This window comes from Micromonospora sp. WMMD735 (genome assembly GCF_049178995.1).
Taxonomy (GTDB): domain Bacteria; phylum Actinomycetota; class Actinomycetes; order Mycobacteriales; family Micromonosporaceae; genus Micromonospora; species Micromonospora wenchangensis.
Map to the genome: position 1 here is coordinate 5,912,531 of NZ_JBMHMJ010000002.1, position 14,542 is coordinate 5,927,072.

At 72.8% G+C, this 14,542-nt stretch carries 12 protein-coding genes; 3 read left to right on the top strand and 9 right to left on the bottom strand.

The annotated features are described in order from the left end of the window. Nucleotides 1–89: 89 nt before the first annotated feature. The 5 genes from ACN268_RS25925 to deoC are packed head-to-tail and all read right to left on the bottom strand — an operon-like array spanning nucleotide 90 to nucleotide 4,778. Nucleotides 90–995, bottom strand: coding sequence for a M56 family metallopeptidase (locus ACN268_RS25925; RefSeq protein WP_421485465.1), 906 nt, complete (start codon nucleotides 993–995; stop codon nucleotides 90–92). A 10-nt stretch (nucleotides 996–1,005) separates the two neighbouring features. After that, nucleotides 1,006–1,488 carry a BlaI/MecI/CopY family transcriptional regulator gene (locus ACN268_RS25930; protein WP_421485467.1) on the bottom strand — a complete coding sequence of 161 codons (483 nt, stop codon included), beginning with the start codon at nucleotides 1,486–1,488 and terminating at the stop codon, nucleotides 1,006–1,008. 53 nt (nucleotides 1,489–1,541) lie between these two features. Then, a complete protein-coding gene (locus ACN268_RS25935; protein ID WP_421485468.1) occupies nucleotides 1,542–2,366 on the bottom strand; it encodes an aldehyde dehydrogenase family protein in 825 nt (274 codons plus the stop codon). Then, on the bottom strand, nucleotides 2,359–3,783 hold the full coding sequence (locus ACN268_RS25940; RefSeq protein ID WP_421486996.1) for an aldehyde dehydrogenase family protein: 1,425 nt from the start codon (nucleotides 3,781–3,783) through the stop codon (nucleotides 2,359–2,361). The genes ACN268_RS25935 and ACN268_RS25940 overlap by 8 nt, the downstream gene beginning before the upstream one ends. Before the next feature lie 5 nt (nucleotides 3,784–3,788). Continuing rightward, the gene (gene deoC, locus ACN268_RS25945) at nucleotides 3,789–4,778 is read right to left on the bottom strand and encodes a deoxyribose-phosphate aldolase (protein WP_421485469.1); all 990 of its coding nucleotides are present in this window, start codon (nucleotides 4,776–4,778) and stop codon (nucleotides 3,789–3,791) included. Between the two features lie 150 nt (nucleotides 4,779–4,928). On the opposite strand from deoC, the gene upp reads away from it, so the two are divergent. Together upp and ACN268_RS25955 are read left to right on the top strand one after the other, a co-directional pair. Beyond that, nucleotides 4,929–5,561, top strand: coding sequence for a uracil phosphoribosyltransferase (gene upp / locus ACN268_RS25950; RefSeq protein WP_088643926.1), 633 nt, complete (start codon nucleotides 4,929–4,931; stop codon nucleotides 5,559–5,561). A gap of 207 nt (nucleotides 5,562–5,768) precedes the next feature. Continuing rightward, nucleotides 5,769–6,452 carry a GOLPH3/VPS74 family protein gene (locus ACN268_RS25955; protein ID WP_421485470.1) on the top strand — a complete coding sequence of 228 codons (684 nt, stop codon included), beginning with the start codon at nucleotides 5,769–5,771 and terminating at the stop codon, nucleotides 6,450–6,452. 51 nt (nucleotides 6,453–6,503) lie between these two features. Here the strand turns inward: ACN268_RS25955 and ACN268_RS25960 are convergent, their stop codons facing one another. The 4 genes from ACN268_RS25960 to ACN268_RS25975 form a co-directional block, all read right to left on the bottom strand. Then, nucleotides 6,504–6,707, bottom strand: a complete 204-nt coding sequence (locus ACN268_RS25960) for a DUF397 domain-containing protein (protein WP_421485471.1) — start codon at nucleotides 6,705–6,707, stop codon at nucleotides 6,504–6,506. Further along, entirely contained in the window at nucleotides 6,700–7,560 is an 861-nt protein-coding gene (locus ACN268_RS25965) for a helix-turn-helix domain-containing protein (protein ID WP_421485472.1), read from the bottom strand. The genes ACN268_RS25960 and ACN268_RS25965 overlap by 8 nt, the downstream gene beginning before the upstream one ends. Nucleotides 7,561–8,105: 545 nt before the next feature. Further along, nucleotides 8,106–9,824 (bottom strand): phospho-sugar mutase, encoded by a 1,719-nt coding sequence (locus ACN268_RS25970; protein ID WP_421485474.1) that lies wholly within the window; start codon nucleotides 9,822–9,824, stop codon nucleotides 8,106–8,108. A gap of 92 nt (nucleotides 9,825–9,916) precedes the next feature. Continuing rightward, nucleotides 9,917–12,079 carry a protein kinase domain-containing protein gene (locus ACN268_RS25975; protein ID WP_421486997.1) on the bottom strand — a complete coding sequence of 721 codons (2,163 nt, stop codon included), beginning with the start codon at nucleotides 12,077–12,079 and terminating at the stop codon, nucleotides 9,917–9,919. Nucleotides 12,080–12,309: 230 nt separating this feature from the next. Between ACN268_RS25975 and ACN268_RS25980 the strand changes: the two genes are divergently transcribed. Further along, nucleotides 12,310–13,893, top strand: a complete 1,584-nt coding sequence (locus tag ACN268_RS25980) for an acyl-CoA mutase large subunit family protein (RefSeq protein ID WP_421485476.1) — start codon at nucleotides 12,310–12,312, stop codon at nucleotides 13,891–13,893. Nucleotides 13,894–14,542 lie beyond the last annotated feature (649 nt).

Here is a 14,542-nt window from a genome sequence, read left to right on the forward strand (position 1 = left end):
CCAGAGGTAGTCCCGCTTGTCGTAGCGATGCTACACGTAGCTTGGCTACCTATATGCGCGCGTGGAGCCGCCGCCCGGTACCCGGGGCGTCAGCTCAGGAACAGCGAGATCGGCAGGGCGGCCAGGGTGGTCGTCACCGCCAGCGCGGCGGCCCCGAGCAGCCGGGGCGGCCGGTCCGCGACCAGCAGCCGCTGCACCCGGACGTCGATGTCCCGGTCACCGAGACCGAGCGTGCCGGCCGGGGTGATCCGGTGCCCGGCGGCGGCGAACCGGCGCAGCGCCCCCGCCAGCGGCGCCTCGGCGTGCAGCGCACGGGCCTTGTCGTCGGCCCGCATCTCGACCAGCAGGGCGACCCGCTCGTGGGCGGCGCCGACCCAGCGGAACCACGGCAGCGCGCGGCGCAGCGCGGTGAACGGCAACAGCACCAGGTCGTGCCGCTCCTGCGCGTGCGCCCGCTCGTGGGCGAGCACCGCCGCCAACTCGGCCCGGTCCAGCAGGCTGAGGGTGCCCGCGCTGACCACCACCCGGGGCCGCACCCCGGGCAGGCAGTACGCGGCGGCACCGGGATGGTCGAGCACCAGCGCGCCGGGGATCGCCGGGTCCCGGCGGGCGACCAGGGTGAGCAGGTCCCGGTGCCGGCGCTGGGCCCGCACCGTGGAGTGCACGCTGCGGACGGTCGTGCCGAGCAGCACCGCGCCGATGCCGAAACCCACCCCCACCAGGCCCAGGTGGACGGCGGTCACCCCGGCCGGCAGGGTGCCGTGGGCCAGGTCGTCGGCGAGGGCCAGCAGCGCCCCGCCGGTCGGCCGGTCGTACGCGGTCAACCCCAACGCCATCGGCAGGCCCATCGCGGACAGCCCGAGCGCCAGCCCGACCGCCTGCCAACAGACGATCGCGACCCGGGGGGCCCGCCACGTCCAGGTGGCGCGGGCCAGTACCTGGGCGGTCAGCCAGCAGGCCAGGACCGTCCCGGCGAAGTGCACGGCGTACGCCACGGCGGTCGCCCTACCGGTCCGTGGCCTCGTCGACTGCCCGGGCCCGGCCGGCGCGCGGGTCCCCGACCCGGTCGGTCAGCCCGGCCCCGGTCGACCCGCCGTCGGGACCGGCCGGTGCGGGTCCGGTCAGCCCCGCCTCCGCGCCGAGCGCCGCCCGCAGCACCTCGGCCTCGGTGCCGGTCACCGAGCGGGCGAAACGCACCAGTGCGGCGTCCCGGCTGCCACCGAGGTCGAGGGCGTCGAGCATGAGCTGGGCGATGTGCGCCTCACGGCTGGCGGCGGCCCGGTATCGCCAGGCCCGCCCCTCGCGTTCGCGCTGCACCATGCCCTTGCCGGCGAGCCGGTCCAGCACGGTCATCACGGTCGTGTACGCCAACTCGCGCCCGTCCAGCGCCTCGGCGACCTCGCGCACGGTCACCCCGTCCGACGTGCCCGGGACCACGTCCCAGAGCACGTCCATCACCGCCCGCTCAAGATCGCCCAACCGAGTCACCAGGTAATCCTACCCCCGGTAGTAGAACCCCTCCCACGGCAGGACACCCGCGATCACACCCCCTTGGGGTGCCAGACCGTCTTCGTCTCCAGCAGCGCGGTCATCCGGCCCAGGCCCGGGTCGCCCGTCCAGTCGTGGTCGGCCGGGACCGGCCGGAGCACCCGCTTGAGGTTCTCCGCCGCCCTGACCTCCAGGTCGGTCGCCAGCTCGGCATCGGTCACCCCGGCCAGGTCGATCGCGTTGACGTCCAGGTGCGCGGCCAGCGTCGGCGCGGTCTCGGTGATCCGGCCGGTGAGCAGGTTGACCACCCCGCCGGGCAGGTCCGAGGTGGCCAGCACCTCGGCCAGGGTCACCGCCGGAAGCGGAGCCGACGGGGAGGCCGCCACCACCACCGTGTTGCCGGTGACGATGGCCGGGGCGATCACGCTGACCAGGCCGAGCAGCGCCGGGGACCCGGGGGCCACCACGGCCACCACCCCGGTCGGCTCGGGCGCGGACAGGTTGAAGTAGGGCCCGGCGACCGGGTTCGCGCCGCCGTACACCTGGGGGAGCTTGTCGGCCCAGCCGGCGTACCAGACCCAGCGGTCGACCGCCGCGTCCACCTCGTCGGCCGGCACGCCGAGCGCGACGAACTGTTCGCGGCGGCCCTCCAGCATCTCGGCCACCCGGTAGAGGATCTGACCCCGGTTGTACGCGGTCGCCCCGGACCACCCCTTGACGGCGGCGCGGGCGGCGACCACGGCGTCCCGCGCGTCCTTGCGGGAGGCCAGTGACACGTTCGAGTCCTGCACGAGATACGACCGTCCCGACTCGCTGCGCGGGAACTTCCCGCCGATGAAGAGCTTGTACGTCTTGCGTACCGCGACCCGCTCAGACATTGAGGTACGCCTCCAGCCCGTGCCGGCCACCCTCGCGGCCGTAGCCCGACTCCTTGTAGCCGCCGAACGGCGAGGTCGGGTCGAACTTGTTGAACGTGTTGGCCCAGACCACCCCGGCGCGCAGCCGGTCGGCGGTCCACAGGATGCGCGAGCCCTTGTCGGTCCAGATCCCGGCCGACAGCCCGTACGGCGTGTTGTTGGCCTTCTCGACGGCCTCGGCCGGGGTGCGGAAGGTCAGCACGGACAGCACCGGGCCGAAGATCTCCTCGCGGGCGACCCGGTGGGCCTGGGTGACCCCGGTGAAGATGGTCGGCGCGAACCAGAACCCCCGCTCGGGCAACTCGCACGGCGGCGACCAGCGCTGCGCGCCCTCGGCCGCCCCGGCGTCGGACAGCTCCCGGATGCGGGCGAGCTGGGCGGCCGAGTTGATCGCCCCGACGTCGGTGTTCTTGTCCAGCGGGTCGCCGACCCGCAGCAGCGCCATCCGCCGCTTGAGCGCGTCGAGCACCTGCTCGGCGGCGTTCTCCTGGACCAGCAGCCGGGAACCGGCGCAGCAGACGTGGCCCTGGTTGAAGAAGATGCCGTTGACGATCCCCTCGACAGCCTGGTCGACGGGCGCGTCGTCGTAGACGATGTTGGCGGCCTTACCGCCCAGCTCCAGGGTGACCTTCTTACCGGTGCCGGCCACCGACCGGGCGATGGCCTTGCCGACCTCGGTGGAGCCGGTGAAGGCGACCTTGTCCACGCCCGGGTGTTCCACCAGCGCCCGGCCGGTGTCGCCCGCGCCGGTGACGATGTTGACCACGCCGGCCGGCAGGTCGGCCTGCTGGCAGATCTCGGCGAACAGCAGCGCTGTCAGCGGGGTGGTCTCGGCCGGCTTGAGCACCACCGTGTTGCCGGCGGCCAGCGCCGGGGCGACCTTCCAGGCCAGCATGAGCAGCGGGAAGTTCCACGGGATGACCTGCGCGGCCACCCCGAGCGGTCGGGGGTCCGCGCCGAACCCGGCGTACGGCAGCTTGTCGGCCCAGCCCGCGTAGTAGAAGAAGTGCGCGGCGACCAGCGGCAGGTCGACGTCCCGGGACTCCCGGATCGGCTTGCCGTTGTCCAGCGACTCCAGCACCGCCAGCTCGCGGGAGCGTTCCTGGACGATCCGGGCGATCCGGAACAGGTACTTGGCCCGGTCCCGGCCCGGCATCGGACCCCACACCTTCTCGTACGCCTTGCGGGCGGCGCGGACCGCGCGGTCGACGTCCTGGGTGCCGGCCCAGGTGACCTCGGCGAGCACCTCCTCGGTGGCCGGGTTGACCGTCTTGTCGAGGGTCTCGCCGTCGACGAACTCGCCGTCGATGAACAGCCCGTAGGACGACCTGATGTCGACGATCGCGCGCGACTCGGGCGCAGGGGCGTATTCGAACATCATGCTCAGTCCAGGGTGAAGTAGTCGGGACCGGAGTAGGTGCCGGTCGTCAGCTTGGTGCGCTGCATGAGCAGGTCGTTGAGCAGGCTGGACGCGCCGAACCGGAACCAGTCGGGGCTCAGCCAGTCGGCGCCGACGGTCTCGTTGACCATCACCAGGTACTTGATCGCGTCCTTGGTGTTCTTGATCCCGCCGGCCGGCTTGACGCCTACCTGCCGCCCGGTGGCGGCCCGGAAGTCGCGGACCGCCTCCAGCATCACCAGGGTCACCGGCAGGGTCGCGGCCACCGGGACCTTGCCGGTGGAGGTCTTGATGAAGTCGCCGCCGGCCAGCATCGCCAGCCAGGAGGCCCGCCGGACGTTGTCGTAGGTGGCCAGCTCGCCGGTCTCCAGGATCACCTTGAGGTGGGCAGCCGGTCGCCCCTGGCGACCGCCATCAGCAGAGCCGCAGGCCTCCTTGACCGCCTTGATCTCGTCGTAGACCTCGGCGTAGCGGCCGGCCAGGAACGCTCCCCGGTTGATCACCATGTCGATCTCGTCCGCCCCGGCGGCGACGGCCGCCCGGGTGTCGGCGAGCTTGACGTCCAGCGGGGCCTGCCCGGACGGGAACGCGGTCGCCACGCTGGCCAGGTGCACGGCGCTGCCGCGCAGCACCTCGGCCACGTGCGGCACCATCGCCGGATAGACGCAGACCGCGCCGACGTGCGGGCAGGTCGGATCGGCCGGGTCCGGCCGCAGCGCCTTCGCGGCCAGGGCGCGGACCTTGCCCGGGGTGTCGGCCCCCTCCAGGGTGGTCAGGTCCACCATCCGGATGGCCAGGTCGATGGCCTGCGCCTTGGCGGTGGTCTTGATCGAGCGGGTGCCGAGCTGTGCCGCCCGCTGCTCCGCGCCGACCTGGTCCACCCCGGGCAGGCCGTGCAGGAAGGTCCGCAAAGCGGTCTCGGATCGCCCCAGCTCGGACAGGTCCGACCGGGCCGACGTCGTTGTCGCCGTCATGCCCCGAATACTACGCAGCCGCGAGTCGGGTGATCCTGGTCACAGCGGCTCGGGGCGGCCGGTTCGACCCGCCGGGCCGGGGGTGAGCGACGTCGCCGCCCGCCGCGGACCCGTACTGCCCGCCGACCGGGACCGGTAGGTTGAGCGATCGTGGACGTACACGTCATTGACCACCCGCTCGCCCAGTCCCGGCTGACCGCCATGCGGGACGCCCGGACCGACTCGTCGTCGTTCCGGGCCGCGCTGCACGAACTCACCACCATGCTGGTGTACGAGGCCGCGCGCACCTTCCCCGTCGAGAAGTACCCGGTGCAGACCCCGGTCACCGGTGCCGAGGGGACCCGGCTGGCGAACCCGCCGCTGCTGGTGCCGGTGCTGCGGGCCGGCCTCGGGATGGCCGACGCGGCGCTCGGGCTGCTGCCGGAGTCGTCGATGGGCTTCGTCGGCCTGGCCCGCGACGAGGAGACGTACGAGCCACGTGCGTACATGGAGTCGCTGCCCCGGGAGCTGGCCGGCCTGCCGGTGCTGGTGCTCGACCCGATGCTGGCCACCGGCGGCTCGCTGGAGCACTGCTGCCGGCTGCTCGCCGACCGGGGCTGCACCGACATCACGGTGCTCTGCGTGCTCGCCGCGCCGGTCGGCATCGCCCGGCTGGAGCGGTCCGGGCTGCCGCTGCGGCTGGTCACCGCGTCGATCGACGAGGGTCTGAACGACAACATGTTCATCGTCCCCGGCCTGGGTGACGCCGGTGACCGCCAGTTCGGCGGGATGCCCCGCTTCTGACCTGCCCGGCTTGCGGCCGGCGTGCCCCCGTTCAGTTTGCGGCCGGCAGGCCCCGTTTCCGGCCCGCCCGGCCCCGGTGTTTCCGGGCTGGGCGGGTGGGTGGCCGGCAGGTCGTGGGGGAGCGGTCGGACCGGCCGTGGGCGTTGCCCTCCCACCCAGAGCGAGTCGGTGAGCGCGGGGTGCGTTCAGGCGCTACCGTCTCGGGCCATGACTGGTGTTGCGCTGGCGGAGGAGTTGTTGCTCCTCGCGTATGACGATGAGACCGGCAAGGCGACCATGCCCCGGATCAGCCTCGACCTGGGGATGGCGGCTGCCGTCCTGGTCGAGTTGGCCCTTGCCGGCCGGATCGCGTACGTCGATGGGAACCTGGCGGTGACCGACCCGACGCCGGTCGGCGAACCGATCCTGGACGGGGTGCTGGGCCGGATGGCCGCCGACACCCCGCACAGCCCGTCCTCCTGGGTGCAGCGGCTGCGGCACGGCCTGCGTGACCGCATCCTCGGCGACCTCGTCGAGCGGGGCGTGGTGCGTGACGTCGAGGAGACCGAGCTGGACTTCATCGTGGTGCACCGCTACCCGACCACCGACCCGTCCGTGGAACAGGACAGCCGGCGGCGGCTGGCCGAGGCGCTGGCCGGCGAGCAGCTTCCCGACGAGCGGACGGCGGCGCTGGCCACCCTGGTGGCGGTGCTGCGGATGGAACCGGCGCTCGGCCTGACCGGCAGCGCCGCGCAGGACGCCAGGCGTCGGCTGGAGGAGATCGCGGGCGGGGCCGGGTTCTCCGGCACGATCAGCCTGGAGGAGTCGGTGGTCCGTCCGTCGGTGGCCCTGGTGGTCACCGCCCTCGGCCAAGCCGTCGACCAGGCGCTCGGCAAGCGCTCCGTGAGCTGACCGCCACGCGGACCGGTTCCGCAGGCGCACCGTGGGCTGTCCGGACCGCCGTCAGTGGGTGAGTCGGTGGGCCTTGACGTGGGTGACGAAGGTGGACCAGGCGGTGGGTGGGACGGTGAGGGCGGGGCCCGTCGGGTCCTTGCTGTCCCGGATGCCGATGATGCCGGGGAGGTTGTCGGCCACCTCGACGCAGTCGCCGCCGTTGGTGCCGCTGCGGGTGCTGGTGCGCCAGCGGGCGCCGGTCAGGTCACTCATGGCACTCTCCCCGGATCGCGTCGATCAGCTCGGTCGATTGTCCCGCGTCGAGGGCGAGGGAATCCAGCCCCTTCCATACCCGCTCGTAGGCGGCGATCTCCGCCGGCTGGTCGAGGTAGAGCGCGCCGGTGAGCCCTTCGACGTAGACGGTCGGCGGCTCGCTCGGGCTGCCGAGCGCCGAGGGCGGGAAGTCGAGCAGCACGAAGGTGCCGGCCTCGGCGGCCAGTGGCGGCCCGGCGGCCAGCGGCAACACCCGGACCGTGATGTTGTGCCGCTCGCCGACGGCCACCAGGTGCCGGAGTTGGTCGGTCATCACCGACCGGCCCGGCACCGGGCGGCGCAGCACCGCCTCGCTGAGGATCACCGTCAGCGTGGGGGCCGGGGGGAGTCGCCGGGCCAGCAGCCCCTGCCGCTGGATGCGGAGGCTGACGATCTTCCTTCGCTCCTCCTCGCCCAACTCGGGCCGGTTGTGCTGGAAGAGCGCGGTGGCGTAGCCGGGGGTCTGCAACAGCCCCGGCACCAGCTCGGCGTTGTAATGACGAATGCTGCTGGCGACGTTCTCCAGGCCGACGTAGAGCGAGAACCAGGCAGGCACGGCGCTCCCGTGGGCGTGCCACCACCCCTCGGCCCGGCTCACCTCGGCCAGCCCCAGCAGCACGCTCGTCTGGTCGGGGGTGGCCCGGTAAAGCTCGCAGAGCACTCGGACGTCAGGCGTCTTGGCCGACGTCAGGCCCCGCTCGATGCGCCAGAGCTTCTGTCGTGAGCAGTCCAGCTCTCCGGCCGCTGCTTCGATGCTGAGCCGGGCATCCTCCCGCAATTGGGTGAGCAGCCTGCCGAGCTGCCGTCGTGGCACGGTCGAACTGTTTGTTTCACGCACCGTGCAACACCTTTCCGGCTGAAATGAAACAACGGATCGCCGCCGATGCAACATCAGAGAGAACGCATACCGGTGAGGTCAGGAAAATGGCGAGATCGATGCACCGATGCTAATCACGTAAGCGGGTGGTGTGCAAGTGGTGACACCTGGTGATACCGCTGTTGGTGCCAGGTCGCGAGCCCTGACCGTGTCCTGCCCCGCCGCCCTCGGCAGGCTGCCCAACCAGCCCGGGGTGGGATCGTGCGAATTCGGGGAAGAGTTGCGCCATGCCACCGATATAGCGGTATCCCCGGGCGCGGATACCGCTATTTGGGCCACATCGAGTTGACCGCACGGCCGGGCGCACCACGCCCCGGCCGAGACCGCCCTATCGCGGCCGACCGATGCGGTGGATAAGGCCGCACGATGTCGCCGATATAGCGGTATCCACCCCGTCCGGATACCGCTATATCGGCCCCATTGAGTTGATCATGCGCTCGCCGCGCGGCGAACGGCGCGGCAGGACACGCGGCGGGCCGGGGTCAGATCCCGAGGGCGGTGGCGACCTCGGCGCGCAGCGTGGTGAGCGCCGCCGCCGCGCGGGTCCGGGCCGCCGGCACGTCGCCAGCCGCGACCGGCTCCACCACCTCCAGGTACGCCTTGAGCTTCGGTTCGGTGCCCGAGGGACGGATCACCACCCGGGCGGCGGCGGTCCGCAGGATCACCACGTCGGCGTCGGGCAACAGATCCTGCGCCCCGGTGACCGGCGCACCGAGCAGCGTGGTCGGGGTGGCCGCCCGCACCCGGGCCATCGCGTCGGCGATGATCCGCAGGTCGTCCACCCGGACCGACAACTGGTCGGTGTGGTGCACGCCGAACTCGGCGGCCAGCTCGTCCAGCCGGTCGGTCAGGGTGCGCCCCTGCGCCTTCAGCCCGGCGGCCAGCTCGGCGACGGTCAGCGCGGCGGTGATGCCATCCTTGTCGCGTACGTGGTCGGGGGCCACGCAGTAGCCGAGCGCCTCCTCGTAGCCGTACGCCAGCGGCGGCGTCCCGCCCCCCGCCCGGACGATCCACTTGAACCCGGTCAACGTCTCGTCGTACGCCCGGCCCCGGGCCGTGCACATCGCCCGGAGCAGGGACGACGACACGATCGTGGTCGCGTACAGGCCATCGACGCCACGGCGCATCAGGTGGTCGGCGAGTAGCACCCCCACCTCGTCCCCGCGCAGCATCCGCCACCCCGGCCCGGCACCCGAGGACACCGGCTCGGCACCCGACGGGCCGGCCACGGCACCCGACGGCTCGCGGACCACCACCGCGCAGCGGTCGGCGTCCGGGTCGTTGGCGATCGCCAGGTCGGCGTCGGTGGCGTCGGCGAGGGCCACCAACCGGTCGACCGCGCCGGGCTCCTCCGGGTTGGGGAAACTGACGGTGGGGAAGGCCGGGTCCGGTTCCGCCTGGTCGGGCACCACCCCCGGGGTCGGGAAACCCGCCCGCGCGAAGGCCGCGGTCAGCACCGCCGCCCCCACTCCGTGCAACGGGGTGTACGCCACCCGCAGGTCACGCGGCCCACCCGGGGTGATCACCGCGACGGCCCGCTCCACGTACGCGGCGACCAGGTCGTCGCCGAGCACCTGGCCGGGCGGCCCCAACGGCACCTGCGCCAGCGGGCCGACCGCCCGGATGGCCGCCTCGATACCGGCGTCGGCGGGCGGCACGATCTGCGCCCCCGCGCCGAGTGCTCCACCGAGCTGGGCACCCAGGTAGACCTTGTAGCCGTTGTCCTGCGGCGGGTTGTGGCTGGCCGTCACCATCACCCCGGCCACCCCGCCGAGCTTGCGCACCGCGTACGCCAGCACGGGGGTGGGCAGCGGCCGGGGTAGCAGCAGCGCCGGCCGGCCCGCACCGGTGGCGACCTGGGCGGTGCGCTCGGCGAACTCCCGGGAACCGTGCCGGGCGTCGTACCCGATGACCAGCGGACCCTCGCCGCCCTCGGCGGCGAGCCAGCCGACCAGCCCGGCCGCCGCCCGGGTGACCACCGCGAGGTTCATGCCGTTCGGCCCGGCGCGCAGCGGGCCGCGCAACCCGGCCGTGCCGAAGGTCAGCGGGCCGGCGAACCGGTCGGCCAGCTCCGGCGCACTGGCCGGCAGCCGGTCGAGCACGGCCCGCAGCTCGTCCCGGCTGGCCGGGTCGGGGTCGTCGTCGAGCCAGCGTCGAGCCTGGTCGCGAATCCGGTCGAGGTCAGTGGTTTCCGCCGCCATGGCCTCTTGATAGCACGGCGGCGGTGCGCCGGGTCCGGTCGACCCGGATCACCTTGTCGGGCGGCCCGGCCCGGTCCACCCGGCGACCCGGCTCAGCTGGACCCGGTGAGCTGGAACGACTTGACCATCTCGTCGAAGATCGGCTTGCTCTCGGCGAACCTGGCGTCGTTGGCGGTGAGGTAGAACGAGTAGATCCGGCCCTCGTGCACCAGACCCCGCCACACGCCGTGCCGCTTGGTGTCGCCCTTGCCGCAGGTGTATTCCAGCTCGGCGGCCGGCTTACCGGCCAGCGTGTTCTCGGTGATCCCCACCTGCTGGTAGGGCTCCACGCAGGACCGGGACCGGGTACGCAGGTTGTCGCCGGCCACCTCGGCCCAGCGGACCGAGGAACTGCCGCCCCGCTCGACCAGGATGCGGACCTTGCGGGTGTCGTCCTGCGGGTCGATGTAGTCGACCCAGTCACCGGCGCTCTTGCGCGCCCACCCCTTCGGCACGTTCACCCGGATGCCCTTGGCGTCGTGCGCCTGCGTCTCGAACCCACCACCACCGGCGGGTGCGCTCGGGCCGGCCTGCGGGGGTGGGGTCGACTCCGGGTCGCCGCCGCCGAACAGCGCCACCGCACCGATCAGCACCACCACGGCCAGGCCGCCGGCCGCCGCGAGCTGGAGCTTGCGGGGCCAGCCCTTGACCGTGCCGACCAGGCGACCGCCGGCACCCTTCGCCCGGCCGAGCGCGCCACCGCCGTCCCCGCCCGGCGGCGGAGGCGGCGACGTCCACGACTGACCGGTGCCGGGGATGGACCACTGCCCGCCGTACACCGCCTGGGTCGGCTCGGCGTTCCCGCCGCCGCCGTAGATGGCCTGGGTCGGCTCCGCCGCCCCGTAGGCGGGCCGGCCGGCCGGGGTGCCCGTGCCGATCCGCTGGGTGGCGTCGGCGGTGCCGCCACCGATGCGCTGGGTGGCCTCCGGCGTGGTGCCCGGGGCGATCCGCTGGGTGGCGTCCGGGGTGATCCGCTGGGTGGCCTCGGGCCTGCCGTACGTGCCGGCGGTCGGGCCGGTCGGCAGCGCACCGGCGGTGGGCCCGGTCGGCGGCGGCATCGCGCCGGTCGGGGTGTGCAGCGGGCCGGCGAACGCGTCGGCGCTGGTGTCGTCGAGGGCGGCGGCGGAGGAGGTCGCCACCGGCTCGGGGCGTTCACCCCGGCGCAGCTTCGCCAGCCGGTCGGTCAGCGACTCGCCGGCGGCCAGCATCGCCCGGCCACCGATCTGCCCGCTCGGCTTCGAGTCGGCCGGCGGCGCGGCGATGGCCGGCGGCCCCGACGGGCGCTGCACCGGCACCACCGAGTACGGGTCGGTGATCGAGTTGACCGCCGTCGCCGTGCTGGTCAGCGGCCCGGCGAGGAGTTCGCGCAGCATCGCCCGCGCGGTGTGCACGTCGAGCCGGCGGGCCGGGTCCTTCTCCAGCAGGCCCATCAGCACCCGGGTCAGCGGGCCGCTGCGCTGCGGGGTGGCCGGCGGGTCCTCGACCACCGCGTGCATCGTCTCGATCGGGTCGCCCTTGTCGAACGGGGGCCGCCCCTCGACCGCCGTGTAGAGGGTCACGCCGAGCGAGAACAGGTCGCTGGGCGGGCCGAAATCCTGCCCCATGGCGCGTTCGGGGGAGATGAAGTGCGGCGAGCCCAGCACCATCCCGGGGGTGGTGAGCTGGACGTCGGTGGGCATCCGGGCCACCCCGAAGTCGGTCAGCACGCAGCGGCCGTCGGTGCAGATCAGCACGTTCGCCGGCTTGACGTCGCGGTGCAGCACCCCGTTGGCGTGCGCCACCTCCAGCGCGCCGAGCAGCGCGATGCCGATCTTGGCGACCGCGCGCCCGGCCACCGGGCCGTCCTCGATCACCATGTCGGCGAGGCTGCGGGCGTCCAGCAGCTCCATCACGATCCACGGCCGGCCACCCTCGGTGACCACGTCGTACACCTGGACCACTGCCGGGTGCTGGATCGCGGCGGCGGCGCGCGCCTCGCGCAGGGTGCGTTCGTACATCGCGTCCCGGTCGCTGGGGGCCAGCCCCGGCGGCAGGACGACCTCCTTGACCGCCACGTCTCGTCGCAGCAGGGTGTCTGTCGCGCGCCAGACCGTGCCCATGCCGCCGTTGCCCACCGAGGAGCGCAACTCGTACCGGCCGCCGATGGTGGTGCCGGGTGCTGCGCGTCCGTTGGGGGGACTCACTGGTCCGCCGCTCCACGTCGGGATCTGAGTCACAGGAAAAGCCACCGGGAAAGTCGAGGGGGCTGGGACACAACCTCTCTATCTTGCTGGTTCCGACGCCCGATGCGAAACCCGACGCGGCGGACCTTTGTGCTATCCGACCGTACCCACCGTCGGCTCGAACGGTGTGTACCTGGCCGTTCACCTCCCGTCGACCGATGCCGAACCGAGATGTGCGCCATCCCTCACCCCACCGATGCCGCCGCGCGTCCTACCATCCGTGGATGAGTGAAGCGCGGGCGAGCCAGTCGGGGTTCCCCATCAAGGGTGTGTACACGGCCGCGGACCTCCCCCCGGAGCTGGACTCCCGCCTGGGCGAGCCGGGTCGTTACCCGTACGCCCGGGGGGTCTACCCCACGATGTACACCTCCCGGCCGTGGACGATGCGGCAGTACGCCGGCTTCGGCACCGCCACCGAGTCCAACGCGCGTTACCACCAGCTGCTGAAGGCCGGGACGATGGGCCTGTCGGTCGCCTTCGACCTGCCCACCCAGATGGGCTACGACTCCGACGACGCCATCGCCAGCGGCGAGGTGGGCAAGGTCGGGGTGGCGATCGACTCCATCGAGGACATGCGGCTGCTCTTCGACGGCATCCCGCTGGACAAGGTCTCCACCTCGATGACCATCAACGCGCCGGGCTCGGTGCTGCTGCTGCTCTACCAGCTCGTCGCCGAGGAGAACGGCCTGTCCGGCTCGGCGCTCAACGGCACCATCCAGAACGACATCCTCAAGGAGTACATCGCCCGGGGGACGTACATCTTCCCGCCGAAGCCGTCGCTGCGGCTGGTCGCCGACACCTTCGCGTACTGCCGTAAGGAGGTGCCGAAGTGGAACACCATCTCCATCTCCGGCTACCACATGGCGGAGGCCGGTGCGACGCCCGCGCAGGAGATCGCGTTCACCCTCGCCAACGGTGTGGAGTACGTCCGGGCCGCGCTGGCCGCCGGGCTGGCGGTGGACGACTTCGCCCCCCGGCTGTCGTTCTTCTTCGTGGCCCGCACCACCCTGCTGGAGGAGATCGCGAAGTTCCGGGCCGCCCGGCGGATCTGGGCCCGGCTGCTGCGTGACGACTTCGGCGCGAAGGACCCGAAGTCGATGATGCTGCGGTTCCACACCCAGACGGCGGGGGTGCAGCTCACCGCCCAGCAGCCCGAGGTGAACCTGGTCCGGGTGGCGATCCAGGGGCTCGCCGCGGTGCTCGGCGGCACCCAGTCGCTGCACACCAACAGCTTCGACGAGGCGATCGCGCTGCCCACCGAGAAGGCCGCCCGGCTGGCGCTGCGCACCCAGCAGGTGCTGGCGTACGAGACGGACCTGACCGCCACCGTCGACCCGTTCGCCGGGTCGTACGTGGTGGAGGCGATGACCGCCGAGATCGAGGCGGCGGTCAACGACCTGATGGACCGGGTCTTCGACCACGGTTCGGCGGTGGACGCGATCGAGGCCGGGTTCCAGAAGCGGGAGATCGAGCAGTCGGCCTACCGGTTCGCCCAGCAGATCGACGCGGGGGAGCGGGTGGTGGTCGGACTGAACCGCTTCCAGATCGACACCGAGGAGCCGTACGAGCCGCTGCGGGTGGACCCGACGATCGAGGCGACCCAGGCGGAGCGGCTGGCCCGGCTGCGGGCCGAGCGGGACGGCGCGGCGGTCGACCGGGCCCTGGCCGAGCTGCGGGCCGCCGCCGAGGGCGACGAGAACGTGCTCTACCCGATGAAGGAGGCGCTGCGGGCCCGCGCCACGGTGGGCGAGGTCTGCGGCACGCTACGCCAGGTCTGGGGGACGTACCGCCCGAGCGACCGCTTCTGATCCCGTCCGGACCGCGCGGTCCGGACGGTGCGCCGCCCGCGACCCGGCGGGCGCGCCGCCCCCCGACGTCGATCCACACGCCGACCCCCGATGCTGATCCACACGGCGACCTCCGCCGGCAGCCCGCTGCCGGCAGGGGTCGCCGTCGTCGTCCGGTCGGGGCCGCTAGGGGTCGCCAGGCGAGAGGGGCGGGGCTACCGTCGGTGACAACCCGGCGGTGGTATGACGGTCGGACCGGCCGGTCGGTGGGTGGTCCGCACGGCCGGGGCGTGCGGCGCGGGGTTCGTGGGTAAACCCGAGCGGGTGAACGGGACGGACAGCATGTCCGGGCGGGCCCGGAGACGCCGTGTCACCGTCGGGAACCGGTTGACCACCCGACGGCGTCGGCTAATTGTCGGACCGGCGGCCAACCGGGGCGACCAATGCGACAATTCGGATACGACGGCCCCGGATCGACGCCGATTTCGCGACCGCCCAATCGGTTACGCGTTGTAGGAGGTGGGGGGCAGATGACGGCGTCCGACCGCGATCTACCTGCTGTCCCGCAGATATTCGAGCCCTCCCACCAGGGCTTACGTGACGCTGTGCGCTCTGATCGCTACCGTAACGAGGTTGCGCAGCGTCACCATCGGAGGTCTAGGCTGTCTGC